The sequence below is a fragment of the Streptomyces asiaticus genome (genome assembly GCF_018138715.1).
Taxonomy (GTDB): Bacteria; Actinomycetota; Actinomycetes; order Streptomycetales; family Streptomycetaceae; genus Streptomyces; species Streptomyces asiaticus.
This window is the reverse complement of sequence record NZ_JAGSHX010000006.1, coordinates 9,073,315-9,090,253: the sequence shown is the minus strand read 5'-3', so window position 1 is coordinate 9,090,253 and position 16,939 is coordinate 9,073,315. Positions and strand designations below refer to the sequence as shown.

Sequence of the window (16,939 nt, the reverse complement as noted above, 5' to 3'; positions counted from 1 at the left end):
TCGCAGGTAAATCTAGGCCAACAAGATTGTCAACGATTTCGTTGCCCATATTGGCGACAGCGACCGAGCCGACGCCCCCCTGCTTCCAGCCCCGTGACAGGGGAAGCCGGGGTTGCTTCAATGGTCGGTCGGTTCCCCATCGGACCCCGTCGACCGTTGGAGCGTGCCCGTGCCTCTCTCGCGTCGTGCTCTCGTCTCCACGCTCCCGGCGGCCGCACTGGCGGCCATGGTCCTGCCACTGCGCGCACGGGCCGCGGGAGGTCCGGCAACGGTCGGCCAAGCGACCGGGGCCGCTCACACCCGGCTGATCGACAACACCGTGGCCGTCTTCGCCGGGACGCGGGAGACCAACGCCCGCCCCGAGGTGCGCGCCAAACTCACCTCCATCGTCGCGACCGCCCGCTCCCGGCTCACCGCGATGGACCGCGCCGGACAGGGCGAGCTCTTCCAGGGCCTCGCCCTGGGCACCAGCGACCCCAACCTGAACACCTCGTACCAGTACCTCTACGAGATCGCCCTCGCCACCCGCACCCCGGACGGCGGCACACCGTCCGGACTCCACGGCGACACCGGTGTCCAGCGGCGCGTCATCGACGGCCTGATATGGCTCCATGAGCACTACTACGGCGACCAGTCGAAGGGCTACTACGGCAACTGGTTCACCTGGGAGATCGGCATCTCCACCCACGTCAGCAAGATGCTGGCGCTGCTCGCGGACGAACTCGCCGCCTACCGGCCCGACCTCGCCGCCACCTACGTGGCCTCGATGGACGCGTATCTGCGCAACGGCAAGGACGGCGACGTCGACCTCGACTCGCGCTTCCACACCGGCGCCAACCTCGCGGACATCACCACCAACCGCGTCCTCCAGGGCGCCGTCCTCGGCGACGACACCCGGATCACCAAGGCCCTCGCCGACCAGCTGACCATCCTGGCCACCATCGACCCGTACGAGCTCCGGCACGGGGTCACCGACGGCTTCTACGCCGACGGTTCCTTCATCCAGCACGCGTCCGTGGCCTATACCGGCTCCTACGGCAAGGGCCTGCTCACCCGCGTCGTACAGACCGTCAAGATGCTCGACGGCACCGGCTACACGACCGACGACCAGCTGGTCGGCGTCGTCCAGGGGTGGGTGGTGGACGGCTTCGCGCCGCTGATCTTCGAGGGCTGGCTGATGGAGATCGTCAAGGGCCGCGGGATGTCCCGGCCGGCCACGGGGTACGCCGACGCGGCCGAGGTGGTGGAGGCCGTGGTGGGCCTCTCCGCCCATGCCACCGGCGCCGACGCCACGGCGCTCAAGGGCTATGTGGCGCATCTGCGGCAGACCTCGAAGGCCACGCTCGACCCTTCGGCGTTCGTGTCCCCGATGAGCATCGCGGCCTACGCGGACATCCTCGCCGACCCCTCGATCCCGGCGAGCGACCTCGGGCCCGCCGAGCGCCATGTGGCGTTCAACGCGATGGACAGAACCGTCCACCGGCGCCCCGGCTACGCCTTCGCCCTGGCCCGGAGCTCATCCAGGATCAGCAGATACGAGTACATGAGCGGGGAGAACCTGCTGCCCTGGTTCCAGGGGGACGGCGCCCACCATCTGTATCTGTCCGGCCAGGACCAGACCCAGGCGTTCGGCGTCGACTACCTCACCGCCGTCCCGCCCCAGCGCCTCGCCGGTGTCACCGCCCCCGTGGAAACGCGCCGCACGATCCCCGAGCTGTACGGCACGCTCTGGTACGACAACCCCGAGCGTGGCTTCACCTCCTCGTCGGAGGCGCAGAACACCTATGTCTACTTCCCCCGATCCACCCACCCGTTCTCCGGTGGCGCCACGCTGGGGCCGTACGGGGTGGCGGGGTTCGTCCAGTCCGACGACGTGGCGTACGCCGCGAAGCAGGCGGGCGACCTGCCCGAGGATTTCGTGGTGTACCGCGACGCCGACGCCACCAAGTCGTGGTTCCTGTTCGACGACGAGATCGTGGTGCTCGCCGCGGGGGTCGGCGACGCCGCCGGCCGCGCGGTGACCACGACTCTCGACACCCGGATCGCCGCGCCCTCGGACACCCTCACCCTCACCGGGCGGCTCCGCGGCGGAGCGCCCTGGTCCGGCACCGGCACGGCCTCGCTCGCATGGCTGCGCTACGCCAATGCCACCCGGGCCGCCGCGGTCGGGTACGTCTTCCTCGACGGCCCACCGTCCACCGTCACGCTGGACACCGTCACCCGCAGCCGCCGCGCGGTCCGCCTCGCCAACCCCGACACACCGGTGACCAAACAGCTCTTCGCCGTCACCGTCGAGCGGGCGGCTGGCGCGCCCCACACCTCGATGGCGTACGCCCTCGTCCCGAATGCCACCGAACGCCACCTGGACGGCTACGCCCGTCACCCGCTCGCCGTCCTGGCCAACACCACCCGGCTCCAGGCCGTGGCCCACCGGGGTCTGCGGATCACCGCCCTCAACGCCTTCGCCCCCGGCAGCCACCACGCCGGACGGCTGTCGGTGCGCGGGCCCGGCTCGGTGATCCTGCGGGAGACCCTCGACGGCGGCGTGGCGGTCGCGGTGTCCGATCCGACCACCGAGCGCGACACGGTCTCGGTCGTCATCCGGGGCCGGAGGATGCGGGCCGTCGCGGTGGACGACGGTGTCCGGGTGGGCCGGGTCCCCGGCGGCACCCGGATCGTCGTCACCACCCGCCACGCCTACGGCCGGAGCTTCACGGCGACGCTGCGCTGAGCCGCGAGGTGCGCAGGTGCTGGGCGCCCGCGCGGACCGCCCACACGAACACGGCGAGCGCGAGAACGCCCACCACCACCGTGTCGTACGGCGCCGGGAGGCGGCCGGAACCACCGAAGGTGCCCAGCCACGACAGCACGGTCAGCGCGGCGAGGTGGAAGACCAGCCAGGCGCCGCGCCGCAGCTCCTCCCCCAGCGGGGCGCCTCCGTCCTCGCGACGCTGCAACAGGAACAACACGGCGCCGACCAGGACGAAGGGCAGCGCGAGCCGCAGATCGTGCCAGCCGGACCAGTAGACGAACTCACTGGCCACCACGAAGCTCACCGGTGCGATCCAGCGCACCCCCGGCACCTGGCCCTCGGCCCGCGCCACTCCCCGCTCGCGGTCATGGGCCCGGAACGCCGCGACGGCCACCGCCGAGGCGGCGTAGATCAGCAGATACATGTCGCCCATCACGCTCACGATGTCCTGCCAGCCGCCGAACGGCAGCATGAAGACGACGATGACCGCGAGGTTGAGCAGCAGCGCCCGGCGCGCCACTCCGGACCAGGGGTGGATGCGCATGAAGAAGCGGGGCAGCAGACCGTTCTTGGCCAGGGCGTACGTATGGCGAGCGTCGATGGCCACGCCCACATAGGCCGATCCGCCCGGTGAGATCACCGCGTCGGCGTAGAGCAGCGTGGCCAGCCAGTGGAGGTTGAGCACCAGGGCGAGCTGCCCGAAGGGCGACTCGAAGTCGACTCCCTTCCAGCCGTGGCCCAGCAGCGACTCGGGCACCGTGTACAGGAACGCCAGCTGAAGCCCGACGTAGACCAGCACCGCGAGGCCGATCCCGGTGAGCACCGCGGCCGGCACGGTACGGCGCGGATTGCGGGCCTCACCGGAGAAGTCGAGCGGGGCCTGGAAGCCGTTGACGGAGTACACGATGCCACCGCCGGCGAGCGCGGTCAGGCAGGCCGCGTAGCCGTACGGGGCGAAACCGCCGTGATCGGTGAGGCGTCCGGAGTGGGTGCCGGACAGGAACAGCGCGACGATGGTGAGGATGGGGACGACGACCTTGAACACCGAGATCAGGTTGTTCAGCCGGGCGAATATCCGCACCGCGAACCAGTTGCACGCCGTCAGTACGACACTGAGCGCGACGGCCACGGCGAGGCCGGATGCGCTGAGGGTGCCGCCGTTGTAGAGCCCCGGCAGATAGTGGGCGGCGTACTGCATGATGGCGCTGATCTCGGCCGCCGTACCGCCCACCGAGAGCAGCACCGACCAGCCGATCATCGTGCCGACCAGCCGTCCGCTGGCGTACAGCGGCCAGCGCACGGTGCCGCCGCCCTCCGGGCGGGTGGCGCCGAGCTCCACCATGACCAGCGCGATCAGGGCGCACAGCACACCCGCCGCGATCCAGGACAGCAGGGCGGCCGGGCCGGCGGTCTGGGCGGCGTACAGGGCCGCGAACAGCCACCCGGACCCCAGGATGTTGGAGAACCCGATCGCCGTCAGGGCCCAGAATCCGAGGTCCTTGTGGAGTCGTCGCTCCTCGGCGAGCACCGCCGGCGCGGCGATGGACTCCGGTGGGTGGTTCTGCGACACGGTGGCTCGTCTCCTCGGTGGTGCACGAACATGCAAAGCCCCAGCGTGCCATGCGTGCCGACGGGCTCCACCGACGCTCCCCGGACCTCGGTGCGGGCCCGTGCGAGGCGATCGACGGAAAAACACCCTCCACCGGAGAGGAATCGCCGCATATCGGGTGGTGACGTGTTCTCATGCTTCAGGTGTCCTCTCCCTCCCGCCGCGATGTCCTGCGGTCCGCGAGCGGTGCCGTGGCGGCCACGACGTGCGGCGTCGGCTGCGGCCATCACACCGACTCCTCGTCGTCCCGGCCGGCCGGTCCCACCGAGCCGCCCTCCTCCGGTGCGGCCTCGGACCGGGCCACGCCCGCCGGACGCGCGCCACGCGGACCGGTGCGCTTCCCCGGGCTGCCACCGCGGATCGCCCACGGACCGCGCGACGGAAGCGCGGTGGCCCTCACCTTCCACGGCCAGGGCGACGCGGAGCTCGCCCGCTCACTGCTGTCCGAGGCCGAACGGGCGGGCGCCCGGGTCACCGTCCTCGCCGTCGGCACCTGGCTGGACGAACACCCGGAACTGGCCCGGCGGGTCCTGGACGGCGGCCATGAGCTGGGCAACCACACCATGCGGCACCGCGCCGTATGCGCCCTGCCCGCCGACGAGGCGTACGCGGAGATCACCGAGTGCGCCGACCGGCTGCGCCGCCTCACCGGGACCATCGGCGGCTGGTTCCGGCCGTCGCAGGCCCGGACCGCCACGGACCTCGTGACCCGTCTCGCGGCCCGCGCCGGATACCCGCACGTCCTCTCCTACGACGTGGACTCGCTCGACTTCCAGGACCCGGGCCCGGACGCGGTGCGGGACGCGGTCCTCGGCCAGGTCCGCGCCGGTTCCGTGGTCAGTCTGCACTTCGGCCACTCCGGAACCCTGACCGCGCTGCCCGCGGTCCTCGACGGTCTGCGCCGGCGCGGTCTGCGCGCGGTCACCACGACGGAGCTGATGCACTCCGATGGCGTAGCAGCGACGGCGGGGCCCGGGAGGCGTACCGAGACTGGGTGAGACGCCGGGCGGCCGCCCGTGGTGTGCCCGTACGGGAGCGGAGGAGACACCATGCCCCGGAGCGGAGGAGATCCCATGCCCCACCGCAAGGACCTCGGACTGCTCACCCTGCGCCTCGGCGTGGGCGGGGTGCTGGTCGCACACGGCACGCAGAAGCTCTTCGGCTGGTGCGGGGGCGATGGCCTGGCCCGTACCGCCGAGGTCATGGAGGCGATGGGCTTCCGTCCGGGGCGGGCAAGCGCCGTGGTGGCCGGGCTGGGCGAGGCGGGCGGCGGGCTGCTGCTCGCGCTCGGGTTCGCCACTCCCGCGGCCGGGGCGGCGGCCGCGGGGACGATGGCGGGGGCGGTGTCGGTGAACGCGCCGGCCGGGTTCTTCGCCCAGTCCGGAGGTTATGAGTTCCCGGCCCTGCTGGGTTGCTCGGCGGCGGCGCTCGGGATCTCGGGGCCCGGCCGCTACTCCCTGGACCACCTCACCTGCCATGTGCTGGACCGGCCGTGGCTGATCGCGACGGCGTTCACCACGAGCGCGCTGGCGGCGGCCGCGGTGATCAAGCGCAGGATGGCGGTGACCGCGGAGCGTGAGCTCGCCGAGGAGGAGCTCTACGAGTAGAGGCCCATCCCGCCCGAGTGGAGCCCCGTCCACCCGAGGAGCGACTCCGTACGTCCGAGGAGAGACCCATCCACCCGGGGAGAGACCCATCCACCCCGCCTCGTATCACCTCTCTGACAGGTGACGCACGGCGTGCGAGGGGCAGCCTCGTGCGCCATGGTGGATGTCAGGTCCGGGGAGCGGTTCGCACTGGTGGAGGGTGGGTGCGGATGTTCAGCAGGCGCGGCTTCTGGAAGGTCGTGGGTGCGGGCGCCGTCGGGGCACCGCTCGCCGCCCGGGCCGCCACCGGCCCGGCGGAGGCCGCGGGGATGCTTGCGGACTCGGAGGGGCGGGGGACGCCGGTTGCGCGGCCGCACTCGCCCCTCGCCGCCCCGCGGCAGATCAGGGCCGGGGTGCTGAACGTCGGCTACGCCGAGGCCGGTCCGGCCCATGGCCCCGCGGTCGTCCTGCTGCACGGCTGGCCCTATGACATCCACAGCTATACCGATGTGGCGCCCATGCTGGCCGCCAAGGGCTATCGGGTGATCGTCCCGCATCTGCGCGGCTACGGGACGACGCGCTTTCTGTCGCCCCGGACGCCCCGCGACGGCCAGCAGTCGGTGTTCGCCGTCGATCTCATCGCTTTGATGGACGCGCTCCGGATCGAGCGGGCGGTCCTCGCCGGATTCGACTGGGGTTCGCGAACGGCCGACATCGTCGCGGCGCTGTGGCCGGAGCGCTGCAAGGCCCTGGTCTCGGTGGCCGGCTATCTGATCACCAACCGGAAGGCGAACGAGCGGCCACAGCCGCCGAAGGTCGAATGGGCCTGGTGGTATCAGTACTACTTCGCCACCGAGAGGGGTGTGCTCGGGCTGGAGAACCCCGACTACCGACGCCAACTGGCACGGCTCGTCTGGCGGTTCAACTCCCCGACGTGGCATTTCGACGACGCCACCTTCGCGCGCACCGCCGCCGCCTTCAGGAATCCGGACTATGTGCGCATCGTGATAAACAACTACCGCTGGCGGCTGGGGCTCGCGGCGGGCGATCCCCGGTACGACGGTCTGGAACGGCGCCTGGCCAAGGGTCCCGTCATCGGCGTCCCCACGGTCACGCTGGACGGCGGGCGCGATCCGTTCGCCCCGGCCGGGGGCGATGCCGCGTACCGGGACAAGTTCTCGGGCCCGTACGCCCACCGGACACTGAAGGGCATCGGCCACAATGTGCCCCAGGAGGCTCCGGAAGCCTTCGCCGATGCCGTGGTCGAGGCCGACCGTCTGCGACGGCGCTGAGCGGCGCGGCCGGGCCACGGGAGGCCATGGCAGGCCAGGGTCCGAAGGGGGCAGGGGGATGGCGGAGTTCGAGGTGGCCACCGGCGCCGCGGAGCTCCCCACGGGCGACGACCGGGGCCGCGAGGCCGCGGTGCGGACCGCGTTCGAGGGGCTGCTCCAGATCCGCCGGCTGATGAACGCCGACACCGGCGACGCCGAAGGGGTGCCCGCCGAGTGGGAGCGGCGGCAACCGGTGCGGGCCGTGGCCCTGGCGCTGGAGGCGGCCGGTGTGCCACCGTCGGCCGTCGACGCGGAGGGCCGCCGTACGGCGACCGGATACTGCCTCGGCGCGGCGGAACGGGCCGGGGTGGTGCGGGTCGAGTGGCTGGGGCCGCCGGGGAGTGGCGCCGGGTACGCGGCGGAGGGTGCGCTGCGGAACTGCGCGGACGTACTGCGACGGCTGGGCTGGGACGCGCTGGAGTACCGGGGGCCGCGCCGCCACCGCTACCTCGAGGTCGAGCCGCCCCCGGCCGGACCACCCCGGCGCTGACCGAGCCGGTGACCGGGCCGGTGGGCTACGCCCGGCCCCGGGAGGCGGAGGCTGACGCCATGTCGCCTCCCGGGGCGGTGTCGCTTACGCGTTGGGGTCGAAGGGGATGTCGGACGGCTTGGCCTTCGCGAGGTGGGAGTTGAGCGTGCTGTCCTTCAGGCCGAGGGTGGCACTGCCGAAGTCGGCCTGGCTCAGCTTGTCGCGCAGCCCGGCGGGGTAGCCGTTCCAGCCGACCAGCGCGGGGTACTGCCAGGTGTGCTTGTGGTTCTCCGGCGGCTCGTCATTGGAGTTCGCCGGGCGGAAGCAGTGGGTGCTCAGGCCGTCCTTGTGGTACACGACCTTGGGGTGGGTGCCGTCCCAGCGGATCTGGTCCCGGTTGTAGATGTTGAAGTTGCCGTGGGCCGAGGTGGCGACGTACTTGGCCTCGTTGTTCTGCACCCACACCACGACGTGTTCCCAGTCGTGGCGGTGGCCGCCGAGACCGCTCCCGGCCACGGCCTGGTCCTTCTCGAAGTACAGGCCGTAGATGATCGCGCACCAGCCGTTGTTGCACTTGGAGCGGGAGTATCCGTTGGTGTTGTCCAGGTCCCAGGAGTCGCGGCACTGGCCGTTGAGGGCGCCGCTGGGGTTGAGCCCGCCCGCGATCGTCCCGTCGGGGCCGATGGCGGGTGTGGGGTAACAGCCGTCGGTGTCGTAGTCGAACGCCGGCTGGAACGTCTGCTCCGTGCCGTCCGCGTTGGCGGGCAGGGACGTGGGCGGGTCCGCGAGCGCACTGCCCGGGAAGGCCATGACCAGCACGATGGCGCTGCCGAGGATGGCGGACACTCTGCCGATCCGCGAACTCTTCTTCACTGCGTCCTCCTGAACGACCGCGGCGTGGCCGCACGCCGGGAAGGTGGGGGGTTGGCATGCTCAGGTCAGCATGATCGCATTCCTTGAGCGGCGGCGGGAGATGTCGCCGTGATGGAGAGTCAGCCAACAGCTATAGCAGGTGCGGTGGGACGGGATGAAGGAGGGGCCGGGTACGAGCGGGACCTGAGCCTTCTTTTATTCCGGGGTGTTGACGAAATACATTGGCGTGCGCATGCTGGTCGGCATGCACCCCCATCAGGACGGCCCGCTGGCCCGGCTTCGGCGGGGCCACGAAGACTTGGTACTGGACCTGTTGCGCAAACACGGCCCGCTCAGCCGGGCCGAACTGGGCCGGCACAGCGGGCTCTCCCGGACCACCCTCAGCGATATCGTCACCGAGCTGATCGAGAGCGGCGCCGTGGTCGCCACGGCGCCCGGAACGGCGCCGCGCAGGCGGGGACGGCCGGTGGAGGCGCTGACGCTCAACCCCAGCGCGGGCCAGGCCATCGGTATCGACTTCGCCCGCCGGGCGGTGCATGTCTCCGCGGTCAATGTCGCCCACGAGGTGATCGGTTCGGCCAGTGAACCGCACGACCCGGGGCTGCCCTGGGAGGAGCGGATCGCGCTGGCCGAGGGGCTGGTCGGCACGCTCGCCGACGGCGCCCTGCGGCTGGGCGCGCTGAACGCCATCGGGGTGGGTGTCGTCGGCCCGGTCGAGGACACCGACGCGGGGCCCGCGCAACCGTGGCCCTCCGCCGATCTGCCCGCCCTGCTGCGCCAGCGCTTCGAGGCCCCGGTGCTGGTGGACAACAACACCCGGCTCGCCGCGCTCGCCGAGGCCACCTGGGGCGCCGCGGCGGGCGGTCAGGACGTGCTGTATCTGCGGCTGTCGCACGGTGTGGGCGGCGGGCTGGTGGTGGCCGGCGCCCTGCACCGCGGGGCGTACGGGCTGTCCGGCGAGTTCGGGCACATCGCGGTCGAGTCGGGCGACGGACGATGTTCGTGCGGCGCCACCGGCTGCCTGGAGACGGTGGCCTCGGTGGGCGCCGTGCTCGCCGCCTACCGCCGCTCCGGCGGCCACGCGGACGGCCTGGCCGCGCTCCTCGGGGCGCTGGAGGCCGGCGATCCGGTGGCGCGGCGCACGCTGGAGGCGGCCGGCACCCATATCGGCACCGTGCTGGCGGCGGTGTGCAACGCGATCGGCCCCGGGGTGATCGTGCTCGGTGGCGAGCTCGCCGCGGCCGGCCCGCCGCTCTTCGAGCCGGTCGAACGGGCGCTGCGCGCACACATCATGCCGATCTCACGGGACCGTGTGGACCTGAGGCCGGCGACGCTCGGCGAGGCCGGTGGCGCCCTGGGCGGTATCGCCCTTGTCCTGCGTGAATCCCCCCTGCTCAGCCATTACCCGGCCCGTCCGGGCTGATCCGGCCCGGTCCCGGGCCGAAGAGGAGGACCCATGTACCCCGCGAGGCGTCCATGACGGTGGTCACCGCGCCCGAGAAGACCCCCACGACACCACAAGCGCCACGCGGCGCACGACGCACCGTCCACCCCCTCGTGTTCAATCTGATCGCCCTCGTCCTGGCCATCGCCCTCTGGTCGCTGACCGCCGCGGCGGGGCTCGCGGACATCCCCGGACCGCTCTCCGTGAGCTCCCGGGCGCGGGAACTGCTCTCCGACGGAACCCTCACCGAGGACGCGCTGGCCAGCCTCCAGCGGGTGCTCCTGGGGTTCGCGCTCGGCACCCTGGTCGCCGTGCCCGTGGGCTTTCTGATGGGCTGGTATCCGGTGGCCCGGGGACTGCTGGAGCCGTACGTCCAGTTCTTCCGTACGATCCCGCCACTCGCGCTGATCCCACTGGTGATCGTGTTGATGGGCATCGGCGAGACGCCGAAGATCTTCGTCATCTTCCTGGCGGCGTTCATGTCCTGTGTGGTGGCCGCCTTCCAGGGGGTGACCGGAGTGGACCGGACGCTGATCGACGCGGCGCGGGTGCTCGGCGCGTCGGACCGGACCGTCTTCCTCAAGGTGGTCATCCCGGCGTCCACGCCGTTCATCCTGGTCGGCATGCGCATCGGACTCGGCGCGGCCTGGGCGACCGTGGTGGCGGCCGAGATGATCGGCGCTCAGAAGGGTCTCGGCTTCGAGATGGTCCACGCCCAGACCTACTACGACATTCCCACGATCTTCGTGGGTCTGATCAGCATCGGTGTCATCGGCCTGGTCATGGACCGGCTGTTGCTGCTGGCCGAACGCCGACTCACCGCGTGGCAGGAGCGCCGATGAGCCCCAAGATCTCTTTCCGGGACGTGGTCAAGACGTACCCGATGAAGAACACCACCTTCACCGCCCTCGGCCAGGTCTCCCTGGACATCGGGGACCGGGAGTTCGTCGCGGTCGTCGGCCCGTCCGGCTGCGGCAAGTCCACCCTGCTGTCCATGGTGGCCGGGCTGGTGGAGCCCACCTCCGGCACGGTCACGGTGGACGGCGCGCCGGTCACCGGGCCGGGGCCGGACCGCGGGGTGATCTTCCAGCAGTACGCGCTGTTCCCGTGGCTGACGGTGCGCGGCAATGTCGAGTTCGGGCTGAAGCTGGCACACGTCCCCGCCGCGGAGCGCCGACGGCGCGCCGATCACGCCATCGACCTGGTCGGGCTCGCCGACTTCGCCGACGCCCTGCCCAAGACCCTCTCCGGGGGGATGAAACAGCGCTGCGCCATCGCCCGGGCCTACGCCGTGGACCCCGAAGTCCTGCTGATGGACGAGCCGTTCGGGGCGCTGGACGCGCTGACCCGGGTGCAGTTGCAGGACCAGCTGCTGGACACCTGGACTCAGGAGCGGCGCACCGTCCTGTTCATCACCCATGACGTCGACGAGGCGGTGTATCTGGCCGGGCGGGTGGTCGTGATGGCCGCCAGGCCCGGCCGGATCCACCGGGTCATCGATGTGGACCTCCCCTATCCGCGGACCGAGGAGATCCGGCTCTCCGCGGAGTTCGCGCGCATCCGCAACGACGTCTGGACCCACGTCTACCACCAGTCACCGGCCGGCTCCGCCGCCTGACCTCGCTCCCCAACCGCGCTCAGTTTTCACTTATTTGCCGAAAGGACTCACCCGAGATGAGGATGAGCCGACGCGACTTCATGATCTCACTCTCCGCGACCGGGGCGGCACTGTCGGTGGCGGCGTGTTCGTCCTCCGGCAGCGGCGGCGGCTCCGCGGTCAGGTTCGGCTATATCGCCGACTACAACGGCGCGAGCCTGCTGGCCATCGCCGAGGAGCGGGGCCTGTGGAAGAAGCACGGCCTGACCGCCGAGCCCAAGGTGTTCGTCAACGGGCCGGTCCAGATCCAGGCCCTGCGCACCGGCAATCTCGACTACGGCTACATCGGTCCTGGCGCCCTGTGGCTGCCCGCCTCCGGCAAGGCCACCATCGTGGCCATCGACACCCTCACCTACGCCGACCGGGTCATCGCCAGGCCCGGTATCAGCTCGATCCGGGACCTGAGAGGGAAGAAGGTCGGCGTCCCCGAGGGCACTTCCGGTGAGATGGCCCTCAATCTGGCGCTCCAGAAGGCCGGGATGACGATGAAGGACATCTCGAAGGTGGTGATGGACGCGCCCACCGTGGTCTCCGCGTTCTCCTCCGGGCAGATCGACGGCGCCGGGATCTGGTATCCGCTCATCGACACCATCAAGGAGAAGGTGCCGGGGATGAAGGAGGTGGCGAGCACCGAGGACCTCCCCGGCTCCTCCTTCCCCACCGCGTTCGTCTCCGCCGCCAAGGCGAAGCCGGAGCGCGATCAGAAGGTCGTGAAGGTCCTCCAGGAGGCCAACGACTGGCGGGCCGCGCACGCCAAGGAGTCCATCGCGCTGGCCGCGAAGCTGCTCAAGGCCGATGAGGCGAAGGTCGCGGCGGACGCGAAGCATGTGAAGACGATGACGACCGCCGAGCTGGTGGCCAGAACCAAGGACGGCACCGTCGAGAAGTGGCTGGACGGCATGAGCCAGTTCTTCGTCCGGACCGGGCAGCTGCCGAAGGCCCCCGACCCGTCCTCGTTCTACGCCGGTGACCTCTACACGAAGGCAGCCGCCCGATGAATCTGCTGTTCCTGATGACCGATCAGCACCGCGTCGACACCCTCGGCTGTTACGGCAATCCGCATGTGGCCACGCCGAACCTCGACCGGCTGGCGGCGACCGGGACCCGCTTCGACCGCTTCTACACCCCCACCGCCATCTGCACCCCGGCCCGCGCCAGTCTGCTCACCGGGCAGGCGCCCTTCCGCCACCGGCTGCTGGCCAACTACGAGCGCAACGTCGGCTATCTGGAGGATCTGCGCGAGGACGCGTTCACCTTTCCCGGTGCCCTGGCCGAGCGCGACTACCAGCTCGGCCTGGTCGGCAAGTGGCATGTCGGCACCCACCGCAACGCCGCCTCGTACGGCTTCGACGGACCCGATCTGCCCGGCTGGCACAACCCCGTGGACCACCCGGACTACGCGGCCTATCTGAAGGAGCGGGGGCTGCCGCCGTACCGGATATCGGATTCCGTACGCGGCACCACGCCCAACGGCAATCCGGGCAATCTGCTGGCGGCGCGGCTGCACCAGCCGGTGGAGGCCACCTTCGAGCACTATCTGGCCACCCGCGCCATCGAGCAGCTGGAGCGCTACGCCGCGGACGGGCGGCCGTTCTTCCTGGCCACCCACTTCTTCGGACCGCATCTGCCGTATCTGCTGCCCGACGCCTACTTCGACCGCTACGACCCCGACCTGGTGGACCTGCCCGCCTCGATCGCCGAGACCTTCGAGGGAAAGCCACCGGTACAGCGCAACTACAGCGCCCACTGGACCTTCGACACCATCCCCATCGAGGTGACCCGCAAGCTGATCGCGGTCTACTGGGGCTATGTCACGCTGATCGACGAGCAGATCGGGCGCATCCTCACCCGCCTCGACGAACTCGGTCTTGCCGATGACACCTCGGTGTTCTTCACCGCCGACCACGGCGAGTTCACCGGCGCCCACCGGCTGCACGACAAGGGCCCGGCGATGTACGAGGACATCTACCGCATCCCCGGCATCATCCGGATCCCCGGGGAAGCCCCGCAGGTGCGCCAGGAGTTCGTCAGCCTCACCGACTGCACCGCCACCATCCTGGACCTCGCGGGCTGCGACACCTCACCGGCCGTGGACAGCCGAAGCCTGGTGCCGCTGGTGCGTGGCGAGCATCCGCGGTGGCCCGCCGAGCTGCTCGCCGAGTTCCACGGCCACCACTTCCCGTATCCGCAGCGGATGATCCGCGACGAGCGCCACAAGCTCATCGTCAACCCCGAGTCGGTCAACGAGCTCTACGACCTGGACACCGACCCCCATGAGCTGACCAACCGCTATGACCACCCCGAGCTGCTGCCCGTGCGCCGGCGTCTGATGCGCCGCCTGTACGACCTGCTGCGGGAGCGCGGCGACAACTTCTACCACTGGATGACCCCGATGTTCGACATCGGGGACCTGGACTACGACCCGAGCCTGAGCTCCTTCGAGCCGGAAGGGACCGCGTAGGTGAGACGAAGCCGTAGGCGCAGCCCCCGACACAGCCCTGGCACGCTCGTCGCCGCACTGCTGTGCGCGCTGCTGGCCGGGCTGTTGCCCGCGGCCCAGGCGACGGCCGCCGCACGCCCGGCGGCGGAGCGCGCCACAACGACCCCTCAGGCGACCACCTACCACAACCCCCTCACGGCCGGAGTGGTCGACACCTTCCCCGACCCGGTGATGATCCGGGGCAAGGACGGCCTGTGGTACGCCTACGGCACCCAGAACCCGGTGTTCCAGAGCAAGGGCGAGGACGGTGAGCGGATGCTGCCCATCCTCCGCTCGGCCGACCTGGCGCACTGGGAGTACGCCGGGGAGGTCTTCACCCCGGAGACCAAACCCGCCTGGCACAAGGGCGCCCGGCTGTGGGCCCCCGACATCCGCTATGTGAACGGCCACTACAACCTCTCCTACTCGGTGTCCTCCGAGAACACCGTCGGCGTGGCGACCGCGCCCACCCCCACCGGCCCCTGGACCGACCGGGGAGCCGTACTGCCCTCGCCGAGCGGCTGCGCCACCGGCAATATCGACCAGGCCCAGTTCACGGACGAGGGCGGTCAGCCGTATCTGTACTGGGGCAGCTACGACACGATCTGCGTGGCGAAGATGAACGCCGACCGCACCCGTATCGAGGGCGCGGTGACCGAAGTGGCGCAGGGCCGCCGGATGGAGGGCGGGTTCGTCGTCCGGCGCGGTGGCCACTACTACCTGTTCTACTCCGACGCGGGGTGCTGCGACGGCGCCTACAGCGGCTATCAGGTCAAGGTCGGCCGGGCGACCAGCCCGACCGGGCCCTTCGTGGACGACCAGGGCGTTCCGCTGACGGCCGCCACCAGCAAGGGCGGTGTGGTGCTGACCGCCAACGGCAACGGCTGGATCGGCCCCGGGCACAACGCCCTCCAGACCGATCTGTCCGGCCAGGACTGGCTCGTCTACCACGCCATCTCCTCCGACGATCCGGATCTGAAACCGGCCGCGGGCGGCACGTTGAAGCTGTCCAAGCGGCCGATGCTGATGGACCGCCTGGACTGGATCGACGGCTGGCCCGTGGTACGGGCCGGGGCCGGTGCCTCCCAGGGCGCACAGCGGGCCCCCGTGGCCTCCCCGGCCGCGGGCGGCACCTTCAACGACGGCTCGCTGAAGGGGTGGCACAGCGGTGGCGGCTCCGGCACCAGCGGCTGGAGCGTCGGCCATGAGCAGGACGCACGAGGCTTCGTCACACCGCGCGGGAATCCCACCGGCCCCGCCCACCTGGTCTCGGACCGGTCCGCCCCGGCGGCCAGGCGCGCCGAGGCCGATCTGCGGGTCACCTCGGCCACCGGCGCGGCCGGGCTGCTGGCCGGCTACTCCGGCCCGGACGACTTCGTGGTGGCGTGGCTGGACCGGCAGCGCGACGCACTGGTGACGGACGTACGGGTCGACGGACGCAGCCGTGGCACCCGTACGACCCCGCTGCCGCCCGGCTTCTCCTGGGACACCTGGCACAACGTGGCGGCGGAGATCCACGGCAACCGGATGACCGTGGAGGTGAGCGCGGACCGGCTGCGGGACGCGGTGGCCACCCAGGAGCGGCCGCTGCCCGCGGCGGCGGTCCGCTCCGGCAAGGTCGGAGTGGCCGCCCGGGGCGCCGGTGCGGCGGCCGACAACGTGGGGGCCTCGGCGCTCTTCACACCGGTCACCAGCCGCGTCCCCGAGCATGAGCCGGGCCCGCTGCTGCCCGCCTACAGCGATGACTTCGACACCGCCACCGTCCCCGGCACCACCGCGGGCTCGCCTTGGGCCTGGGTGCGCGGACCGGCGTCCGGGGTCACGATGTCCGACGGCGCCCTGTCCTGGCCCACCCAGGGGGCCGAGCTCTATCTCGGCACCAACACGGCGTCGGTGCTGACCCGGGACGCTCCCCCGGGCGACTACACCGTGGAGACCAGGCTCCGCTTCGCCCCGGGGCGGGCCAATCAGCAGGCCGGGCTGGTGCTGTACGGAAACGACGACCGCTACTACAAGCTGGTGCACGCGGTGCTCCCGGTGAGCCACGCGGACGGGAAGACCACGCATCTCACCGAGTTCGCGAAGGAGGGCGAGCGTCCCACCACCACACCGCCGACGCCGGTGGCCTACGGGCCGATGTTCGGTGGCCCGCCCGCGGACACGCTGTGGATGCGGCTGTCGTACCACGCCGACACCGCGCGGGACGAGACCGAGGTGCGCGCCGCCACCAGCACCGACGGTGTGCACTGGGTGCACACCGGGGTCTGGACCCTGCCGACGTTAAGCAAGCTCAGGATCGGCCTGGTCGCGCAGAACACCGCGGGCGCGCTCGCGCGCTTCGACTACCTGCACACCTATCGCGGCTGACCCGCCGAGTGGCCCCCGTCCTAAGCTGATCACCGTTGTTGACGCGAGACGGGGGCCACTTCGGTGGCCGGAAAAGGTGAAAAAGCATGGCCAAGCCTGTACGTGCGGCTGTCGGGGACGTGTGGATCACATGTGTGTTCTGCAAGGGCGACCTCTTCCGGGATCGCGAGGTGAAGCTCAACAGCACCGGCATGGAGCTGTTCACGTTCGGCTGGGCCAACGAATCGGCCACCGGGCTGATCTGCTGGAACTGCGGCTATGTGCACCTTTTCGCCAACAAGGACGTCGAGCTGTACAAGGTGAAGAAGGGCGAGATCTAGCCAGGCCCACCGGCGGCCGTCCGAGGTCGTGGCAAAAGTTGCTGCGCGGGAT

Annotated in this window: 14 protein-coding genes; 12 read left to right on the top strand and 2 right to left on the bottom strand. The window is 71.0% G+C overall.

All coding sequences use genetic code 11. From position 1 onward, the window contains the following. Window positions 1-169 precede the first annotated feature (169 nt). On the top strand, window positions 170-2,731 hold the full coding sequence (locus tag KHP12_RS46215) for a polysaccharide lyase family 8 super-sandwich domain-containing protein (RefSeq protein WP_086879668.1): 2,562 nt from the start codon (window positions 170-172) through the stop codon (window positions 2,729-2,731). On the opposite strand, the gene KHP12_RS46210 is transcribed toward KHP12_RS46215, so the two are convergent. After that, a complete protein-coding gene (locus KHP12_RS46210) occupies window positions 2,712-4,322 on the bottom strand; it encodes an APC family permease (protein WP_086879667.1) in 1,611 nt (536 codons plus the stop codon). The two genes, KHP12_RS46215 and KHP12_RS46210, sit on opposite strands and share 20 nt — an antisense overlap. Window positions 4,323-4,495: 173 nt before the next feature. On the opposite strand from KHP12_RS46210, the gene KHP12_RS46205 reads away from it, so the two are divergent. The 4 genes from KHP12_RS46205 to KHP12_RS46190 all read left to right on the top strand — a co-directional run bounded on the left by KHP12_RS46205 (window position 4,496) and on the right by KHP12_RS46190 (window position 7,768). Continuing rightward, complete coding sequence (locus tag KHP12_RS46205) at window positions 4,496-5,359, top strand: polysaccharide deacetylase family protein (RefSeq protein WP_211834607.1); 864 nt, start codon at window positions 4,496-4,498, stop codon at window positions 5,357-5,359. 75 nt (window positions 5,360-5,434) lie between these two features. Then, a complete protein-coding gene (locus tag KHP12_RS46200) occupies window positions 5,435-5,968 on the top strand; it encodes a DoxX family protein (protein WP_086879666.1) in 534 nt (177 codons plus the stop codon). Window positions 5,969-6,177: 209 nt separating this feature from the next. Continuing rightward, window positions 6,178-7,239 (top strand): alpha/beta fold hydrolase, encoded by a 1,062-nt coding sequence (locus KHP12_RS46195; RefSeq protein ID WP_211834606.1) that lies wholly within the window; start codon window positions 6,178-6,180, stop codon window positions 7,237-7,239. Between the two features lie 58 nt (window positions 7,240-7,297). Then, on the top strand, window positions 7,298-7,768 hold the full coding sequence (locus KHP12_RS46190) for a hypothetical protein (protein ID WP_086879664.1): 471 nt from the start codon (window positions 7,298-7,300) through the stop codon (window positions 7,766-7,768). A gap of 84 nt (window positions 7,769-7,852) precedes the next feature. Here the strand turns inward: KHP12_RS46190 and KHP12_RS46185 are convergent, their stop codons facing one another. Continuing rightward, complete coding sequence (locus KHP12_RS46185) at window positions 7,853-8,620, bottom strand: NPP1 family protein (RefSeq protein WP_086879663.1); 768 nt, start codon at window positions 8,618-8,620, stop codon at window positions 7,853-7,855. Between the two features lie 232 nt (window positions 8,621-8,852). Between KHP12_RS46185 and KHP12_RS46180 the strand changes: the two genes are divergently transcribed. From KHP12_RS46180 to KHP12_RS46150, 7 genes are all read left to right on the top strand, one after another. Continuing rightward, window positions 8,853-10,043 (top strand): ROK family transcriptional regulator, encoded by a 1,191-nt coding sequence (locus KHP12_RS46180; RefSeq protein WP_211835003.1) that lies wholly within the window; start codon window positions 8,853-8,855, stop codon window positions 10,041-10,043. 53 nt (window positions 10,044-10,096) lie between these two features. Next, a complete protein-coding gene (locus KHP12_RS46175) occupies window positions 10,097-10,906 on the top strand; it encodes an ABC transporter permease (RefSeq protein ID WP_086879662.1) in 810 nt (269 codons plus the stop codon). Further along, complete coding sequence (locus KHP12_RS46170; protein WP_037956125.1) at window positions 10,903-11,682, top strand: ABC transporter ATP-binding protein; 780 nt, start codon at window positions 10,903-10,905, stop codon at window positions 11,680-11,682. Before KHP12_RS46175 ends, KHP12_RS46170 begins: the two co-directional genes overlap by 4 nt. Before the next feature lie 56 nt (window positions 11,683-11,738). Next, window positions 11,739-12,719: an aliphatic sulfonate ABC transporter substrate-binding protein gene (locus tag KHP12_RS46165; RefSeq protein WP_086879661.1), complete on the top strand. Its 981-nt coding sequence runs from the start codon at window positions 11,739-11,741 to the stop codon at window positions 12,717-12,719. Then, window positions 12,716-14,182 carry a sulfatase family protein gene (locus tag KHP12_RS46160; protein WP_086879660.1) on the top strand — a complete coding sequence of 489 codons (1,467 nt, stop codon included), beginning with the start codon at window positions 12,716-12,718 and terminating at the stop codon, window positions 14,180-14,182. The genes KHP12_RS46165 and KHP12_RS46160 overlap by 4 nt, the downstream gene beginning before the upstream one ends. Continuing rightward, window positions 14,183-16,567 (top strand): family 43 glycosylhydrolase, encoded by a 2,385-nt coding sequence (locus KHP12_RS46155; protein ID WP_086879659.1) that lies wholly within the window; start codon window positions 14,183-14,185, stop codon window positions 16,565-16,567. 86 nt (window positions 16,568-16,653) lie between these two features. Next, the gene (locus KHP12_RS46150) at window positions 16,654-16,887 is read left to right on the top strand and encodes a hypothetical protein (protein ID WP_037956115.1); all 234 of its coding nucleotides are present in this window, start codon (window positions 16,654-16,656) and stop codon (window positions 16,885-16,887) included. Window positions 16,888-16,939: the final 52 nt, after the last annotated feature.

What these genes read in the sequence shown, in the direction of transcription:
- KHP12_RS46170 (WP_037956125.1), top strand. Translation starts at nt 10,903, where the DNA reads ATGAGCCCCAAGATCTCTTTCCGGGACGTGGTCAAGACGTACCCGATG.
- KHP12_RS46160 (WP_086879660.1), top strand. Translation starts at nt 12,716, where the DNA reads ATGAATCTGCTGTTCCTGATGACCGATCAGCACCGCGTCGACACCCTC.
- KHP12_RS46190 (WP_086879664.1), top strand. Translation starts at nt 7,298, where the DNA reads ATGGCGGAGTTCGAGGTGGCCACCGGCGCCGCGGAGCTCCCCACGGGC.
- KHP12_RS46150 (WP_037956115.1), top strand. Translation starts at nt 16,654, where the DNA reads ATGGCCAAGCCTGTACGTGCGGCTGTCGGGGACGTGTGGATCACATGT.
- KHP12_RS46180 (WP_211835003.1), top strand. Translation starts at nt 8,853, where the DNA reads ATGCTGGTCGGCATGCACCCCCATCAGGACGGCCCGCTGGCCCGGCTT.
- KHP12_RS46205 (WP_211834607.1), top strand. Translation starts at nt 4,496, where the DNA reads ATGCTTCAGGTGTCCTCTCCCTCCCGCCGCGATGTCCTGCGGTCCGCG.
- KHP12_RS46200 (WP_086879666.1), top strand. Translation starts at nt 5,435, where the DNA reads ATGCCCCACCGCAAGGACCTCGGACTGCTCACCCTGCGCCTCGGCGTG.
- KHP12_RS46175 (WP_086879662.1), top strand. Translation starts at nt 10,097, where the DNA reads ATGACGGTGGTCACCGCGCCCGAGAAGACCCCCACGACACCACAAGCG.
- KHP12_RS46165 (WP_086879661.1), top strand. Translation starts at nt 11,739, where the DNA reads ATGAGGATGAGCCGACGCGACTTCATGATCTCACTCTCCGCGACCGGG.
- KHP12_RS46195 (WP_211834606.1), top strand. Translation starts at nt 6,178, where the DNA reads ATGTTCAGCAGGCGCGGCTTCTGGAAGGTCGTGGGTGCGGGCGCCGTC.